Origin of the sequence: Qipengyuania marisflavi (genome assembly GCF_005884405.1) — a bacterium.
In the GTDB taxonomy this organism is placed as follows: domain Bacteria; phylum Pseudomonadota; class Alphaproteobacteria; order Sphingomonadales; family Sphingomonadaceae; genus Qipengyuania; species Qipengyuania marisflavi.
Genome location: NZ_VCAO01000002.1, coordinates 39,700 through 54,777 on the forward strand (window position 1 = coordinate 39,700; position 15,078 = coordinate 54,777).

Annotated in this window: 13 protein-coding genes; 8 read left to right on the plus strand and 5 right to left on the minus strand. The window is 61.8% G+C overall.

The genetic code is table 11. The features are described from left to right. Window positions 1-47 precede the first annotated feature (47 nt). Entirely contained in the window at window positions 48-2,099 is a 2,052-nt protein-coding gene (locus tag FEV51_RS04720) for a S46 family peptidase (RefSeq protein WP_138616486.1), read from the plus strand. 51 nt (window positions 2,100-2,150) lie between these two features. On the opposite strand, the gene FEV51_RS04725 is transcribed toward FEV51_RS04720, so the two are convergent. After that, entirely contained in the window at window positions 2,151-3,461 is a 1,311-nt protein-coding gene (locus FEV51_RS04725; RefSeq protein ID WP_138616488.1) for a UDP-glucose dehydrogenase family protein, read from the minus strand. Then, window positions 3,458-4,261, minus strand: coding sequence for a metallophosphoesterase family protein (locus FEV51_RS04730; RefSeq protein ID WP_138616490.1), 804 nt, complete (start codon window positions 4,259-4,261; stop codon window positions 3,458-3,460). Before FEV51_RS04730 ends, FEV51_RS04725 begins: the two co-directional genes overlap by 4 nt. 268 nt (window positions 4,262-4,529) lie before the next feature. Between FEV51_RS04730 and FEV51_RS04735 the strand changes: the two genes are divergently transcribed. Further along, on the plus strand, window positions 4,530-5,315 hold the full coding sequence (locus FEV51_RS04735; RefSeq protein WP_138616492.1) for a TorF family putative porin: 786 nt from the start codon (window positions 4,530-4,532) through the stop codon (window positions 5,313-5,315). Window positions 5,316-5,355: 40 nt separating this feature from the next. Here the strand turns inward: FEV51_RS04735 and FEV51_RS04740 are convergent, their stop codons facing one another. Continuing rightward, window positions 5,356-6,108, minus strand: coding sequence for an SIMPL domain-containing protein (locus FEV51_RS04740; RefSeq protein ID WP_138616494.1), 753 nt, complete (start codon window positions 6,106-6,108; stop codon window positions 5,356-5,358). Between the two features lie 91 nt (window positions 6,109-6,199). Here FEV51_RS04740 and FEV51_RS04745 point away from each other — a divergent pair, with 91 nt between their 5' ends. Continuing rightward, entirely contained in the window at window positions 6,200-6,637 is a 438-nt protein-coding gene (locus FEV51_RS04745; RefSeq protein WP_138616496.1) for a VOC family protein, read from the plus strand. Window positions 6,638-6,661: 24 nt separating this feature from the next. On the opposite strand, the gene nhaA is transcribed toward FEV51_RS04745, so the two are convergent. Beyond that, window positions 6,662-7,870: a Na+/H+ antiporter NhaA gene (gene nhaA / locus FEV51_RS04750; protein WP_138616498.1), complete on the minus strand. Its 1,209-nt coding sequence runs from the start codon at window positions 7,868-7,870 to the stop codon at window positions 6,662-6,664. An 82-nt stretch (window positions 7,871-7,952) separates the two neighbouring features. On the opposite strand from nhaA, the gene FEV51_RS04755 reads away from it, so the two are divergent. From FEV51_RS04755 to FEV51_RS04775, 5 genes are all read left to right on the plus strand, one after another. Next, window positions 7,953-9,359 carry a glycosyl transferase family protein gene (locus FEV51_RS04755; protein ID WP_342773729.1) on the plus strand — a complete coding sequence of 469 codons (1,407 nt, stop codon included), beginning with the start codon at window positions 7,953-7,955 and terminating at the stop codon, window positions 9,357-9,359. After that, window positions 9,356-10,486 carry a hypothetical protein gene (locus FEV51_RS04760; protein ID WP_138616502.1) on the plus strand — a complete coding sequence of 377 codons (1,131 nt, stop codon included), beginning with the start codon at window positions 9,356-9,358 and terminating at the stop codon, window positions 10,484-10,486. The genes FEV51_RS04755 and FEV51_RS04760 overlap by 4 nt, the downstream gene beginning before the upstream one ends. Before the next feature lie 46 nt (window positions 10,487-10,532). Continuing rightward, entirely contained in the window at window positions 10,533-11,441 is a 909-nt protein-coding gene (locus FEV51_RS04765) for a sulfite exporter TauE/SafE family protein (RefSeq protein WP_138616504.1), read from the plus strand. After that, window positions 11,438-12,190, plus strand: a complete 753-nt coding sequence (locus FEV51_RS04770) for a TIGR02186 family protein (protein WP_138616506.1) — start codon at window positions 11,438-11,440, stop codon at window positions 12,188-12,190. The genes FEV51_RS04765 and FEV51_RS04770 overlap by 4 nt, the downstream gene beginning before the upstream one ends. A 98-nt stretch (window positions 12,191-12,288) precedes the next feature. Next, the gene (locus tag FEV51_RS04775) at window positions 12,289-14,217 is read left to right on the plus strand and encodes an ATP-binding protein (RefSeq protein ID WP_246034447.1); all 1,929 of its coding nucleotides are present in this window, start codon (window positions 12,289-12,291) and stop codon (window positions 14,215-14,217) included. On the opposite strand, the gene FEV51_RS04780 is transcribed toward FEV51_RS04775, so the two are convergent. Continuing rightward, window positions 14,218-14,952, minus strand: a complete 735-nt coding sequence (locus tag FEV51_RS04780) for a 7-carboxy-7-deazaguanine synthase QueE (protein ID WP_138616508.1) — start codon at window positions 14,950-14,952, stop codon at window positions 14,218-14,220. Between the last annotated feature and the right edge of the window lie 126 nt (window positions 14,953-15,078).

Below are 15,078 nucleotides of genomic sequence, written 5' to 3' on the forward strand. Positions count from 1 at the left end.
GGCAAACCGAAACAAGGCCGCGCATAGGGTTTGAGGAGAGAAAAGCCATGACACGCACCACCAAATTTGCATCCGCCGCACTTCTGGCCGGGGGGCTAGTAATGGCCGCCCCTGCCAGCGCGGACGAGGGGATGTGGACCTTCGACAGCTTCCCCGCCGACAAGATGCGGGCCGATTACGGCTGGGCACCTGATCAGGCATGGCTGGACCGCGTGAAGTCCGGTGCGGTGCGGTTGACCGGCGGCTGTTCGGCCAGTTTCGTTTCGCCCGAGGGCTTGATCCTGACCAATCATCACTGTGTGGCGTCCTGCCTGTTCGACAATTCGACGGCGGCGATGGATTATCTCGACAAGGGACACGTCGCGAACCGCCGTGACGAGGAGCTGAAATGCCCCGGCCAGCAGGCCGAGGTTATGACCCGGATCACCGATGTCACCAATGATATCAAAGCGACCTTCACCGGCCTGACCGGCGAGGCGCTGACCAAGGCGCGCAATGCCAAGATCGCCGAGATCGAATCGGCGGGCTGCCCCGACACGGCGACAACGCGCTGTCAGGTGGTGACGCTGTTCGGCGGCGGGCAGTACAAGCTGTACAGCTATCGCAAATATTCCGATGTGCGGCTTGCCTGGTCGCCGGAAGACCGCGCGGCGACCTTTGGCGGTGATCCCGACAATTTCAATTTTCCGCGTTACTCGATGGATGCCAGCTTCCTGCGCGCTTATGAAAACGGCCAACCGGTCAAGACGCCCAAGCATCTGAAATGGAACCCGCGTGCTCCCAAGGCTGGCGAGGCGACATTTGTGGTGGGCAACCCCGGTTCGACCAGCCGTCTTTACACGCAAAGCCAGCTGGCGTTCGAACGTGAAGTCCGGTTGCCGATCACGCTGACCGTGCTGTCCGAGCTGCGCGGCCGGTTGATCACCGCGATGGACCAGAACGCGGAACGTGAGCGCGAAGGGCTCGACACGCTGGGCGGGATCGAGAACAGCCTCAAGGTCTATATCGGCCGCGTCAAAGCGTTGAATGATCCGGCTTTCACCAAGAAGCTTGCCGATGCCGAACTTGCTCTGCGCGCTAAAAGTGCCGGCAATAGCGACCTTGGCGATCCGTGGGCGGATGTCGATGCCGCGGTCAGCGAATACCGTTCGCTGTACCTGCCGCTGCGATTCACCCAGCCTTCGGGCAGCCTATACGGATACGCGTCGACGCTGGTGTTTGCCGCACAGGAGCGGGTCAAGCCCAATGGCGAACGGCTGCGGGGCTATACCGACAGTGCCTTGCCGCTGACCGAAAAGCGCCTGCTGGATGATGCGCCAGTCTATCCCTGGCTCGACGAGCTGATGATGGGCTGGAGCCTGTCCAAGGCCCGCGAATATCTGGGCGTGGATGATGCGGACAGCAAGCTGCTGCTGGGCAAGGAAAGCCCCGAGCAACTGTCAGAGCGTCTGGTGAACGGCACCCAACTGGCCGATCCGGCAGTGCGCAAGGCGCTGTGGGATGGCGGACTGGCCGCGATTGAAGCTTCGGACGATCCGATGATCCAATATGCGCTCAGGCTTTCGGACCGCCAGCGCGCGCTCGATAAGATGAGCGACGAGGCTTATTCCGGCCCGCTGGCGATTGCCGGGGGCAAGCTGGCCGATGCGCGCTTCGCTGCCTATGGCGACAGCCTGTATCCCGATGCGACGTTCACTTTGCGGATCAGCTATGGTCAGGTGAAGGGCTGGGAAGAACGCGGCAATATGGTGCCGATCGCCACCACGATGGGCGGCACATTCGAACGCGCGACCGGCAATGCACCGTTCGATGTCGCGCCGGGTTTTGCGGCGAATCAGGACAAGATCGATATGGCCGCAGCCTATGATTTCGTGACCACCAACGACATCATCGGCGGCAATTCCGGCTCACCCGTGATCGACAAGGATGGCACCGTGATCGGCGCAGCCTTTGACGGCAACATCCACTCGCTGGGCGGCAATTACGGTTATGACGGCAAACTAAACCGCACAGTCGTGGTGTCGACCGACGCAGTGCAGGAAGCGCTCGAGAATATCTATCCGGCGCCCGCACTGGTGAAGGAACTCGGCGCCAAGTAAACAATGGGGCACAGGGGCCGGGCGCTATGCCTGGCCCCTGACACCGCCGGATCAGCTGCGGCCGACGCTGATATAGTCGAAGCCCAGCGCGCGGACATCCTCGGGCCGGTAGATGTTGCGCAGATCGACCAGTACTGGCGCCTTGGCAATGTCCTTGACCCGCCGCAAATCCAGCGCGCGGAAGGCATCCCATTCGGTGACGATGGCAATGGCATCGGCATCTGCAATCGCGGCGTAGGGATCATCCTGCATCGCAACCTCGGGCATCAGCGGCTGCGCCAGTGCCATGCCTTCAGGATCATAAGCCGCCACGTTCACCCCCGCATCGACCAGCGTTTGTGCAATGGCAATGGCAGGCGAATCGCGCATATCGTCGGTATTGGGTTTGAACGTCAGACCCAGCAATGCGACCTTCTTGCCGCGCGCAGTTTCCGCGCCGCCAATCGCGTCGAGCACCTTGCGGCCCATCGCGCGCTTGCGGCTTTCATTGGTCTTCACCACCGCCTCCACGATCCGCGTGGGACTGTCATAATCTTCGGCGGTTTTGAGCAGCGCCAGCGTATCCTTGGGAAAGCAGCTGCCGCCATAACCGGGTCCGGCATGGAGGAATTTTGCGCCGATGCGGTTGTCCATGCCGATTCCCCGGCTGACATCCTGAACATCCGCCCCGACCTTTTCGCACAGATCGGCCATTTCGTTGATGAAAGTGATCTTGGTGGCGAGGAAGGCATTGGCGGCGTATTTGATCAGCTCGCTGGTGCGCCGTCCGGTGAACAGGATCGGGGCCTCGTTGAGGAATAGCGGGCGGTACACTTCGCGCATGATGTCGCGGCCAAATTCGTCTTCAGCACCGATTACGATACGGTCTGGGCGCTTGAAGTCGCCGATAGCGGCCCCTTCGCGCAGGAATTCGGGGTTCGAGACCACAGCAAAGCGGTGGCTGTTGCCGCTGTCCTGCAGGATGCGCTCGACCGCGTCGCCGGTGCCGACGGGGACTGTGGATTTGGTGACGATCACTGCGTCATTCGCTAGATGCTCGCCAATTTCCTTGGCTACGGCATAGACATAGGACAGATCGGCGTGCCCGTCGCCGCGGCGGCTGGGGGTGCCCACTGCGATAAAGATCGCGTCGGCGTCCTTGATGCCCGCCGCCAGAGTGGTGGTGAAGGTCAGCCGCCCGGCGCGCACATTGGCGCCGACCAGCTCGGCCAGACCGGGCTCGTAAATCGGCATGACGCCGTCATGCAGCCGGTCGATCTTCGACTGATCCTTGTCGATACACACCACATCGTGTCCGAAATCAGCGAAACACGCACCCGATACCAGGCCGACATAGCCTGACCCAACCATTGCGATTTTCATTCCGCCTCCGCCTTTTCGATGCCGATCGTCCCGTCGGTTTCGACCGCTTGTATGGTGCGCCGCCTATCGCCCTCAAGCACAAGCGCGGTCAAGCGTCCGGTGCGAAAAGCGCCCGTGTCGATGCCGATCCGGTGTTCGCGGTTCTCGACTTCTTCGAAGATCGTGTGCCCGTGAACCACGACATGGCTGAAGGGTTCGGTGTGCTTCAGAAACCGCTCGCGGATCCATCTCAGATCGCCAGTGCGCTGTTCCTCCAGCGGGCGGCGCGGATCGATACCGGCATGGACCAGCACATAATCGCCGATGATGATGACATCTTCAAACCCGCTCAGGAAGTCGCGGTGGTCCTGCGGGACGACGCGGATCAGTTCCTGTTGCAATTCGGCGATTGTCAGCTTGTTATAGGTCGCGCGGTCCAAACCGTAGCTGAGAATGGTTTCGCGGCCGCCGTGTTTGACGAAGTGGCGCAGCATTTCCGTATCGTCGAAGCTTTCGAGGAACATTTCCTCGTGATTGCCAGCGATGCAGCGCAGCGTGCGCTGCTTGCCAAGCGCCATAGTGCGCGCGATCACTCCTGCGCTTTCGGGGCCGCGATCGACCAGATCGCCCAGTAGCACCAGTGTCGTTTCCGCAGCGCCGCTTGCCGCGTCATCTTCGTCGATGGCAACGAGCAATGCGTTGAACACATCGAGCCGGCCATGGATATCGCCCACGATATAATGGCGCGTACCATCGGGGACGCGCGCGATGCGGCGCTGGGGCCGTTCGGGCCGGAAGAAATTTCGAAGCGGGCGGATCATGTGGGGACTGCTGGATAAGGGCCTGAGTTGCACAATTGCAGATAGGTGACTGCGCCCTAGCGGGCAACCGATGAGCCATAAGTGAATATTGTGCAGTTGCGAAAAAGACACGCTAATGCTGCAATTGCGAACAAACGTCGTGGCGATCTTGCGTGTCGGTGCGAAATGGAGCACGAATATTCCCAGATCAGCAGCAGGAACCCATCAGATAATGTGGGCCGCGCCGATTTGCAGGCGGGACGAAGCGACACTCAATCAGGAGTCTGTAATGCTCACGTCCTTTCGCGGCTTTACCGCCGCAACACTCGCTGCGTCGGGTCTGTTTCTTTCCGTGCCAGCGCTCGCGCAAACCGCCAACCCCGCCGATGAAGTCGATGGCGATGGCGCCTCTGCGGGACCGATAACCTTGTCCGCCAATGCTGCGATTACCAGCGATTACCGCTTTCGCGGGGTTTCGCTGTCGGGCGGCGATCCTGCGATTCAGGGCGGTTTCGATGTCTCGCATGACAGCGGATTTTATGCCGGTACCTGGGCGTCCAGCATCGATGATGGCGGCACCGGCGCTTATGGCGATCTGGAACTTGACCTGTATGGCGGGTGGAGCGGCGAAGTCGCACCCGGGCTGACGGTCGATACGGGCCTGTTGTATTATCTTTATCCGACCGAAGACCTTGGGCTGGATACCGATTATTTCGAACCATACGCTTCGCTCGGCTTCACCTTTGGCCCGGCCGAGGCGACTGTTGGCGCTGCTTATGCCTGGAAGCAGGATTCGCTGGGCGGCAGCGATAATCTGTATCTTTACACCGACCTTGGCGTCGGAATTCCCACGACCCCGCTCACGCTCAATGCGCATCTCGGCTTTACTGACGGGACGCTGGCTCCGCCGTTATTGGCGGGCACGGGAGATGATACGGGCTTGGATTGGTCTCTCGGCGCTGCCGCTACGCTCGGCATGTTCGAACTCAGTGTCGCCTACGTCGGCGTCGAGGGGCCAGCCATTGACGGCTTCACCGAAGATACGGTCGTTGCCACACTGTCAGCCAGCTTCTGAACCATGTTCGGGGGCGTAGCAGTGCTGCGCCCCCGGCCTTTCAGTCGAGCGCGAAATCGACGGTGGTCACCACGCGCACCTTCTTAAAGGGCGTGTCGCCCACACCCCATCCACCCGCCTCACCATCGCGGGCGTCGATCGAGAAATAACCCTGCGTCGCCTTGCGGATGCTGCCGACATCGGCACCGCTGTCCTTGGCGAATTGTTCGGCGGCCTTGCGCGCATCGCGGGTGGCCTGCGCCACCATCTCGGGTTTGACGGTGTCGAGAGCGGTGAAGGTATAATTGATGCCTGACCCGTCTTCCAGAACCACGCCGCTACGCACCAGCTCTGCCTGGCGGCGCACCGCCTGCTGTGCCCGCTCGATATCGGTGGTGCGCAGCACCATGCGCTGGCGCACGGTGTAATAGGTCACGCCATCATCGGTGTAGTTCGACACATTGATGCCGGCGGGGGTAAGCTGTTCTGCGGGGAAACCCAGTTCTGCAAAGAACCGTTTGATCGCCGCGCTGTCGCGGTCGGTATCCGCCTGCGCACTTTGCAGGTCGGTGCGGGTGGAGGCATAGGAGATTGTCCAGACCGCCAGATCGGCGATCACGTCGCGTTCGGCCAGCCCGCGCACAGTAACGCTGCGCTCTGCCGCTTTCATGCGGACGAGCCCGTCACCCATGACAAACCCTCCGACCATCAGGCCCAATGACAGGATCGCGGCGCTGCCCAGCCAGCGCCGCAAACTGTGGTCGTGGGGCAGAGACGGGGCACCGGTTGCGGTTTGGCGAGTTGTGGCGGACATGATCACGGCTCCTTACTGGGGGCGACCCGATGGCGTTACATCTGGCACGCTGCCGCTGAACCGTGCTTTAATGTCGATGAATGGAGTTGCCTTGACCAAATTTCTGCACAGTATGATCCGCGTCACCGATCCCGATGCTACCGTGGCGTTCTTCAAATTGATCGGGCTGGAAGAGGTTCGCCGCGTCGATGTGGAGCAGGGACGCTTTACGCTGATCTTTCTGGCTGCGCCGGGACAGGAGGGCGTGGCCGAGGTCGAGCTAACGCACAATTGGCCGCCCGAGGATGGCAGCGCCCCTGAAGAATATTCCGGCGGACGCAATTTTGGCCATCTGGCGTACCGGGTCGATGATATTTACGAAACTTGCCAGCGTTTGCAGGACGCCGGACATATTATCCACCGCCCGCCGCGTGATGGACACATGGCATTCGTCAAGACGCCTGACGGGGTCTCGGTCGAATTGCTTCAGGACGGTAATCTTCCGCCTGCTGAACCGTGGGTCAGCATGGCGAATAGCAGCAGCTGGTAATCAGCGCAGCAAGCGCGCCGCGGGTCAGGTCCCCGGCGCGCGCGGATCGTCGGGATGCGGTGTCGACAGGCGCAGGATGGTGTAACCCACCAGCGCCGAAATCATCGAGCCCAGCAATGTACCAATCTTAGCCTCATCGATCAGCAGGCGCTGCCCCGGGAAGGCCAGCTCGCCGATGAACAGCGACATGGTAAAACCAATCCCGCACAGGATGGAAATGCCCCAGATTTCGACCCAATTGGCCTCATCGGGCCGCGGTGCGAAGCGCAGTTTGTCGGCAATCCAGATCGCGGCGAAAATCCCGACCTGTTTGCCAAGGAACAGACCCGTCGCAATCGCCAGCGGCAGCGGCGCAAGAATCCCGGCAAGCCCCATACCCGCCAGCGGGACACCGGCATTGGCAAAGCCGAAGATAGGGACAATCAGATAGGCGCTCCACGGGGCCAGACCATGCTCCAGATTTTCCAGCATGGTATCGTCATTCTGTCCGACCATGGGAATGGTCAGCGCGGCCACAACTCCAGCGATGGTGGCGTGCACGCCGGTGTTGAGCACAAAGAACCACAGGACCGCCGCCAGCAACAGGAACGGCCAGACGCTGGTGACCTTCATCCGGTTGAGCGCGAACATGATGCCAGTGACGATCAATGCACCAACCAGCCATGCCAGCTTGATCCCGCTGGTATAGAACACCGCAATCACCAGCACCGCGCCGATGTCGTCAACGATCGCCACGGTCAGCAGGAACAGCCGCAAAGATGCCGGCACGCGGTTGCCCAGCAGGCCCAGCACGCCCATCGCGAAAGCGATGTCGGTGGCAGCCGGGATCGCCCAGCCTCGCGTCAATGCTGGGTCACCGCCTACCACGAAGATATAGAAAGCCGCAGGAACCGCCATCCCGGCGACTGCCGCCAGGATCGGCAGACGGCGTTGTTGCACGGTGGATAGCTGTCCCTCGATCCACTCGCGTTTCACTTCCAGACCGACGACGAAGAAGAAGATCGCCATCAGCCCGTCGTTGATCCACAGATGCAGATTGTTGAGCTTGAACACGCTCTTGTCGAACATCGCCCCGTGGAACAGATGTTCGTAAGTTCCTGCCAGCGGAGAGTTTGCCACCAGCATGGCCGCAGCAGCCACAAGGATCAGGAGGATGCCTGCCGAAGCGTCGCTGACGAACAGCGCGCGGACGGGGGCGAAGACGATCTGGAAAGCTGATGGGCGCTGGGTCATTATGCGGACGCTCTCTTTCGCATAATGTGCTGCGTTGCAAGGGGCCAATCCGCGCGTTACCAAGGCAATTGGGGGGAGGGTCGTGTTGCCAGCAGTACAATTCAGTGCCGCAGAGTGGTTGCTCGTGGCCCAATACGAGCTGTTGCTGTTCGCGGCCTGCTTCTTTGCGCTTGGCGCGCTGGACGAACTGGTTGTCGATTGCAGCTATTTCTGGCTGCGCCTGACCGGCAAGGCGCGCACGCCGAAACTCGAGGATAGCGACTGGGGCAGTGCAAGGCTGGCGGGCAGGGCGGCGGTATTTATTCCTGCCTGGCAGGAATCTGCGGTCATCGGTCCCACGATCTCGCATGCACTGACGGTTTGGCAGCACGCGGAGATGACGATCTATGTCGGCTGCTACCGCAATGATCCGCACACCATCGCCTCTGCGATGGTGGCTGCACGCGGCGATGTGCGGGTGCGGGTGGTGATCCACGCAGCACAAGGCCCCACCAGCAAGGCGGATTGTCTGAACCGGCTCTATGCCGCGCTGTGCGAGGATGAGGCGCGTAGCGGAGAGCTGGCGCGCATGGTGGTGCTGCATGATGCCGAAGACATGGTGGACCCGGCGGGTCTCGCCGCGATGGATCAGGCGCTGTGGCACGCCGACTTCATCCAGTTGCCCGTGCTGGCCTTGCCGCAAGGCGGATCGCGCTGGATCGCTTCGCATTATTCCGACGAATTTGCCGAGGCGCATGGCAAGACAATGGTGGTTCGCGGCGCGTTGGGTGCCGCGCTGCCGGGTGCGGGGGTAGGCAGTGCGATTGCGCGCACCATGCTGGGCACGCTCGATCGCAAGGCGCGCGGCGATGGCCCGTTCGCCCGCGAATCGCTGACCGAGGATTACGAGCTGGGCTTCCGCATCGCGGCGCTGGGCGGCTCCAGCCACTTCCTCAGGGCGCGCGCAGCAGATGGCCGTCTGATCGCCACCCGCGCTTATTTCCCTGCGCAGCTATCGGTGGCGGTGCGCCAGAAGACACGCTGGATGCACGGGATCGCGCTGCAAAGCTGGGACCGGCTGGGCTGGAGCGGCGGCGCGATCAGCCAGTGGATGCAATTGCGCGACCGGCGCGGGCCGCTCGCCGCTATCTTGCTGGCGATTGCCTATATGCTGGTCGCCACGACTTTTATCGGCCTGCTGGCAAGCAATGCCGGATTGATCGAACCACCCCCGCTGTCGCCGCTGGTCGAGGGGCTGTTGGCGTTCAACATTGTCGCCCTGGCGTGGCGATTTATCATGCGCGCGGTGTTTACCGGGCGCGAATATGGGGTTGCCGAAGGTTTGCGGGCAATCCCCCGCATGTTCATCTCAAACATCATAGCGATCATGGCGGGGCGCCGCGCGCTGAGCGCCTATCTGTCCACATTGCGCGGCGCACCAGTGGTGTGGGACAAAACCGAACACCGTGACCACCCCGCCTTGTCGCGCGATGCGGAGTTGCTTGCATGACAATCAGATCGGCGAGGCGGGGCCAGCCCGTTTTCTTCTTTGCCATGCTGCTGCTGGGCTGGGCCGGGTTGCGGCTGGCGATCTGGGAGACGCCGTGGCCCGCTGCGCTGAATCAGCCACTGTCACTGATTGCAGCGAGCGAGCCTGCATTGGCGAAAATTCGCGAGCCCATCGCCGCGAGGCGCCCAGCAGATGCGCCGAATCACAACGCTCAGACGCTACCGCCACTGCTCGCCGCGCCCGAACGTGCGATCACTCCGGCACGCGAGGCAGCCATTACCCCAGCCGAAGAGGAATTGTTTGCCGCCAATCGCAGCGCGGCGGGGCACAGTCTGATCTGGATGGCGGGCATGGCTGCCCTGCCAATGCCCACAAGCGTTGCCGCCGTGATTGATCGCGGTGCCGCGGCGCTTACCGGCAATTCTCAACCAACCACGGCGCAGCCAGCCAACCCCATTTTTACAGCACTGCAACACTCTCGCTGGCAAGCAGATGCATGGCTGCTATGGCGGCCGGGCGGCGCGCGTATTGATGGCGAAGGCGCGCAGCCTGCGGGTTATGGCGGCAGTCAGGCGGGCGCAGTGCTGGCCTTCCGGCTGGCTCCGGGCGGCAGCTCTGCCCAGGCCTATATGCGGCTTGGGCGCGGGCTTTCGAACATCGCCGATACCGAAGCAGCGATTGGCCTGAGAGCCCGTCCGGTCGCGGCCATTCCGGCCACCTTCCACGCGGAAGTCCGCGTACGCCAGAACATTGGCGGAGTGGAATTGCGGCCCGCAGCGATGGTTACTTCAGGCTTCGACCGGACGCCGGTGCTAAAGGGGCTGGAGGCGCGGGGTTATGCTCAGGCGGGCTATGTCGGCGGCCGCGATACCACTGCGTTTGCCGATGGTCAGCTGATTGCCGATCACGCGGTCGCGCGGTTCGATCTGGCTGCGGTACGCGCAGGCGGCGGTGTCTGGGGCGGGGCGCAGCGCGGAGCCGCCCGACTGGACGTTGGACCGACCATATCGGTCGATGTTGCACTGGGGCCGATGCCTGCGCGGCTGTCTGTCGATTACCGGCTGCGGATTGCGGGTGAAGCACGGCCCGCATCGGGTGTTGCGCTGACGCTTTCGACCGGCTTCTGAAAGCGCACGCTTTGCGCGGAGGCCATGCTGGGATAGGGCGGCTGGAATGGACGTCTATCTCCCCATCGCGAACCTGTCCGTCAACGGACTGTGGATCGTCGCGCTGGGCGGGCTGACGGGAATCCTGTCCGGCCTGTTCGGTGTGGGCGGCGGGTTTCTGACCACACCGCTGCTGATTTTCTACGGAGTTCCGCCCACTGTGGCGGCAGCATCGGCCTCCACCCAGGTCACAGGTGCCAGCGTAACCGGCGTGATCGCGCATGGCAATCGCGGCGGGGTGGATTACCGCATGGGTGCGGTACTGGTGGCGGGCGGCGTATTTGGCGCGGGCATCGGTGCGCTGCTGTTTCGCTTCTTCCGCTCCATCGGTCAGATCGATGTGGTTATCAGCGGGCTCTATGTCGTCCTGCTGGGCACCATCGGTCTGTTAATGGCGCGCGAATCGATTCAGGTGCTGCGCGGCACTGGCGCCGCCAAACAGGCGGCGCGGCGGCGGCATCACCCGCTGGTGGCTTCGCTGCCGATGCGCTGGCGGTTTTACGGGTCTGGCCTGTATATCTCGCCGCTCGCACCGTTTATCGTCGGGATTGCGGTGGGAACTTTGACGATGCTGATGGGCGTCGGCGGCGGCTTTATCCTCGTCCCCGCCATGCTGTATATTCTGGGTATGAGCGCAAATGTTGTGGTCGGCACCAGCCTGTTCAACATATTGTTCGTGACAATTTCGACCACCATGATGCACTCGCTGACCACCAAATCGGTCGATATCGTGCTGGTCGTTCTGCTGCTGCTGGGATCGGTGACGGGCGCGCAAATCGGCTCGCAATTGGCCGTGAAGGTCAAGCCGGATGCCTTGCGGCTGGTGCTGGCGGCGATTGTTCTGGTGATCGCCTTTCGGATGTTCCTTGGTCTGTTTTATCAGCCCGAGGAAATTTACACGATATCGCCGCTATGAAACATCTCTGGCTGATCCTGTTTGCGGTCTTGCTGATGGGCCAGCGCGATCCCATTCTGGTGCCCGATGTTTCGCAGCACGAGGTTCAGGTTCGCCAGGGCTTTACCGGGACCGAGCTGCTGCTGTTCGGCGCGATCCTCGATCCGCGCGGGCAGCGGGCAGGTCAGGATTACGACATTATCGTGGTGTTGAAGGGGCCGTCGCAGCCAATTCGCCTGCGCGAAAAAGAACGGTTCGCAGGTGTATGGATGAATGCCGACAGCACCGACTTTCGCTCGGCTCCGGCATTCTTCGCCGTGGCGGCATCGCGGCCGATTGGCGAGATTGTCGATGAAAAGACCGCTGCGATCTATGAATTCGGGACCAGCTATATCCAGCTCAGCCCAAGCGGTGTGATCGACACCGAGGAACAGCAGCGCTTTGCCGCCGGTCTGGTCGATCTGCGCGAGCGGCAGGACCTTTACAAGGAAGACCCGCAGGGCGTGCAAATCCGCGAAAATGTGCTGTATCAGGCGCGGATCAGTCTGCCGTCCAGCGTGACGACGGGCACTTATACCGCCGAAACTTTTGCCGTCAGCCGGGGCCGCGTCATCGCCTCCGCACTGGCCGAGGTTGAGGTGCGCAAGGTCGGTTTTGACCGGTTTATTACTGACAGTTCGCAGAATTATGCACTGGCCTACGGGCTGATCGCAGTAATGTTGTCGGTGGGGATGGGCTGGGCCGCAGGACGCTTCTTTGCGATGATCTGAGCGATCGGTGCAAACTATCATTGACCACATCTTAACCGCTTTCGGGCAGGAAACGCTGAGATCAGCACGCATGTGCGAACGGGGATCCAGGCGACATCATGACCGATATGGGCAATCAGAACTTCCGAACTTTCGACCCGGCCAAGGAGGCTGGCGCCGAACCACCGCAGCCGCGCGGCAACAGTCTGCGCGACCGGATCAAGCGTTCCGAACAGGCGCATAGCGCCGGGCAGCCCTCGACATCGGGCTATGTCCACCAGCCCGCTCCTGCCCCGTCGGAGCAGCCGGAGCAGGTCGCTGAACAGGCACCGCAGCCAGTGGCTGAACCCGCGCCGCAGCCCGCTGCCGAAGCGCCTGCACCGCCGCCGGTGGCTACGCCCTCGCCAGAGCCTGAAGCTGAAGCCGATGAAGCTCCTGTCGCGCTCAGCGACAATGCTGGCCAACCCCTTGGGGTGGTGCTCGAAATTTCTGGTGCAGGGTCGCAAATCGCGATTGATCTGCAACGGCTCAACGAATGCATGACCGACGAAGACCCCTCCATTGCGATGGCAGGTCAGGTCGGCAGCCAGATCAAGATCCGCGTCGGCAACAGCTGGCTGCTCGCCAGCGTGCGCAATCAGAAACAGGACCGCAAAGCTGGCAGCATTGTCGCCAATATCGATTTCCTCGGCGAAGGCGTTGAGGAGAAGCTGACCGGCAAGCTCCACGGTTTCCGCCGCGGTGTTACCCGCTATCCAGTGCCTGGCGCGATGGTTTATCCCGCCAGCACACTCGATCTGAAACAGGTCTATGCCAGCGATGGCCGCAGTGCGGTGACGATTGGCCGGGTCTATCCCACCAAGGACATCCGCGCCGGGATTTATATCGATGCGATGCTGGGCAAGCATTTCGCGCTGCTGGGTTCGACCGGCACGGGTAAATCGACCAGCGCCGCGCTGATCCTGCACCGCATTTGCGAAGCTGCGCCCGAGGGTCACATCGTGATGATCGATCCGCATGGCGAATATTCGGCAGCGTTTCGCAATACCGGCGTCATCCTTGATGTTTCGAACTTGCAGATGCCGTATTGGCTGCTCAATTTCGAAGAGCATTGCGAGGTCCTGCTGACCTCCAACGGCAATGAACGCCAGGTCGATGCCGACATTCTGGCCAAGTGTCTGCTGGCCGCGCGCAGCAAAAGCCGACTGGCCGAGACGATGGGCAAGATTACCGTCGATTCGCCGATCCCTTACCTGCTGTCCGATCTGTCGAACGAAATCCAGAACCAGATGGGCAAGCTGGACAAGGCGACGTCGTCTGCGCCGTTCATGCGCATCAAGAACAAGCTGGAGGAGCTGAAAGGCGATCCGCGTTACCAGTTCATGTTCTCCGGCATGCTGGTCGCCGATACGATGACCAGCTTTATCTCCAAGATTTTCCGGATGCCGTCGAATGGCAAGCCGATCTCGATCATAGATGTGTCGGGCGTGCCCTCCGATATTACCGCCACCGTGGTTGCCGTGCTTAGCCGGCTGGTCTTCGATTTCGCCATCTGGGGCCGCGAGGAACGCACCACGCCGATCCTGCTGGTGTGCGAAGAAGCGCACCGTTACGTGCCCAGCGAAGCCAATGCGGACGGGTCGAGCGTTGGCAATATTCTGGGCCGTATCGCCAAGGAAGGCCGCAAATACGGCATCAGCCTTGGCCTGATTACCCAGCGCCCGTCCGACCTTGCCGAAGGCGTCTTGTCGCAATGTGGCACGATCATTTCGATGCGCCTCAACAACGACCGCGATCAGGCGTTTGTGAAAGCCGCCATGCCCGAAGGCGCACGCGGCTTCCTTGATGCCATCCCCGCCTTGCGCAACCGCGAGTGCATCATCTGCGGCGAGGGTGTCGCCATTCCGATCCGTGTCAGCTTCGACAATCTGGAAGAATCGAAGCGTCCCGCATCCGAAGATCCCAGCTTTGTCGAACTGTGGAACAAGACCGGCGGCGAGGAAGATATCGTCCAGCGCACCGTCCAGCGCTGGCGTTCGCAGGGCTGATCACGTTCCGCGGGTATCTCCGAACAGATGGATATGCAGGCGGTCCGACAGGCGAAAACCGTGCTCGACACACAGCGGCGCGAGCCATTGTTCGCGGGTCCGCAAAGTCTCGCTCTCGGTGCCTTCGGGCATCAGGAAGACATGGCCGGGGCGGAAGCGATAGCGTTCGGCCAGCGCCAGCACCTCGTCCACATCGGCGGGTGAGGCGATCACGAATTTGAACCATGCGCGCGGGTCGGTGGCGTAAAAGTCCAGCCGCTCGGGCAGCAGCGCCAGCTCTGCCGGATTGCCCGAATGCGCCAGCTTGGGGCTGACGTTGAACTGGTCGATGCGGACATCCAGCTGCGGCGGAGCGGCGGTGGTGCCGTTGGTTTCAACCTCCACCGTGATATCAGGCAACAGCTCAAGCAGCTTTGCCAAAGCGCCAGCCTGCAGCAGCGGTTCGCCCCCGGTGATCACCAGCCGGTCCTGGCCCAAGGCGCGGATGCGGCCGGCTACCACTGCCTCGTCCAAAGACAGCTGATTGGCCTTGCGGGCAAAAGTCGCGCCATCGCGGTGGGGCCGGTCGTCGCCATCAAAATGCCAGGTGTAAGCGGTGTCGCACCAGACGCAGGCAAGATTGCAGCGGCTCAGACGCAGGAAAGTACAAGGGCGGCCCGCGCTCGGCCCTTCGCCCTGTACCGACGCGAAAATCTCCGCTTCGCCGGGGGCCTGCGTGGCAAGCATCAGCGGCATGGTGCACCTGCAAATGAAGGTAACAAAGGTGACACCGTGTCACCTATACCCAACATGACGCAAACCTTGGAAACCACGTGCAAAATTACCGGAAATCCCAAGGTGACAGTCACGGGGGTGGGGCGC

Bases quoted from the DNA above. Each gene is read 5' to 3' on its own strand.
- FEV51_RS04730 (WP_138616490.1), bottom strand. From the start codon at position 4,261: ATGATCCGCCCGCTTCGAAATTTCTTCCGGCCCGAACGGCCCCAGCGC.
- FEV51_RS04775 (WP_246034447.1), top strand. From the start codon at position 12,289: ATGACCGATATGGGCAATCAGAACTTCCGAACTTTCGACCCGGCCAAG.
- FEV51_RS04760 (WP_138616502.1), top strand. From the start codon at position 9,356: ATGACAATCAGATCGGCGAGGCGGGGCCAGCCCGTTTTCTTCTTTGCC.
- FEV51_RS04740 (WP_138616494.1), bottom strand. From the start codon at position 6,108: ATGTCCGCCACAACTCGCCAAACCGCAACCGGTGCCCCGTCTCTGCCC.
- FEV51_RS04725 (WP_138616488.1), bottom strand. From the start codon at position 3,461: ATGAAAATCGCAATGGTTGGGTCAGGCTATGTCGGCCTGGTATCGGGT.
- FEV51_RS04735 (WP_138616492.1), top strand. From the start codon at position 4,530: ATGCTCACGTCCTTTCGCGGCTTTACCGCCGCAACACTCGCTGCGTCG.
- FEV51_RS04720 (WP_138616486.1), top strand. From the start codon at position 48: ATGACACGCACCACCAAATTTGCATCCGCCGCACTTCTGGCCGGGGGG.
- nhaA (WP_138616498.1), bottom strand. From the start codon at position 7,870: ATGACCCAGCGCCCATCAGCTTTCCAGATCGTCTTCGCCCCCGTCCGC.
- FEV51_RS04770 (WP_138616506.1), top strand. From the start codon at position 11,438: ATGAAACATCTCTGGCTGATCCTGTTTGCGGTCTTGCTGATGGGCCAG.
- FEV51_RS04765 (WP_138616504.1), top strand. From the start codon at position 10,533: ATGGACGTCTATCTCCCCATCGCGAACCTGTCCGTCAACGGACTGTGG.
- FEV51_RS04780 (WP_138616508.1), bottom strand. From the start codon at position 14,952: ATGCCGCTGATGCTTGCCACGCAGGCCCCCGGCGAAGCGGAGATTTTC.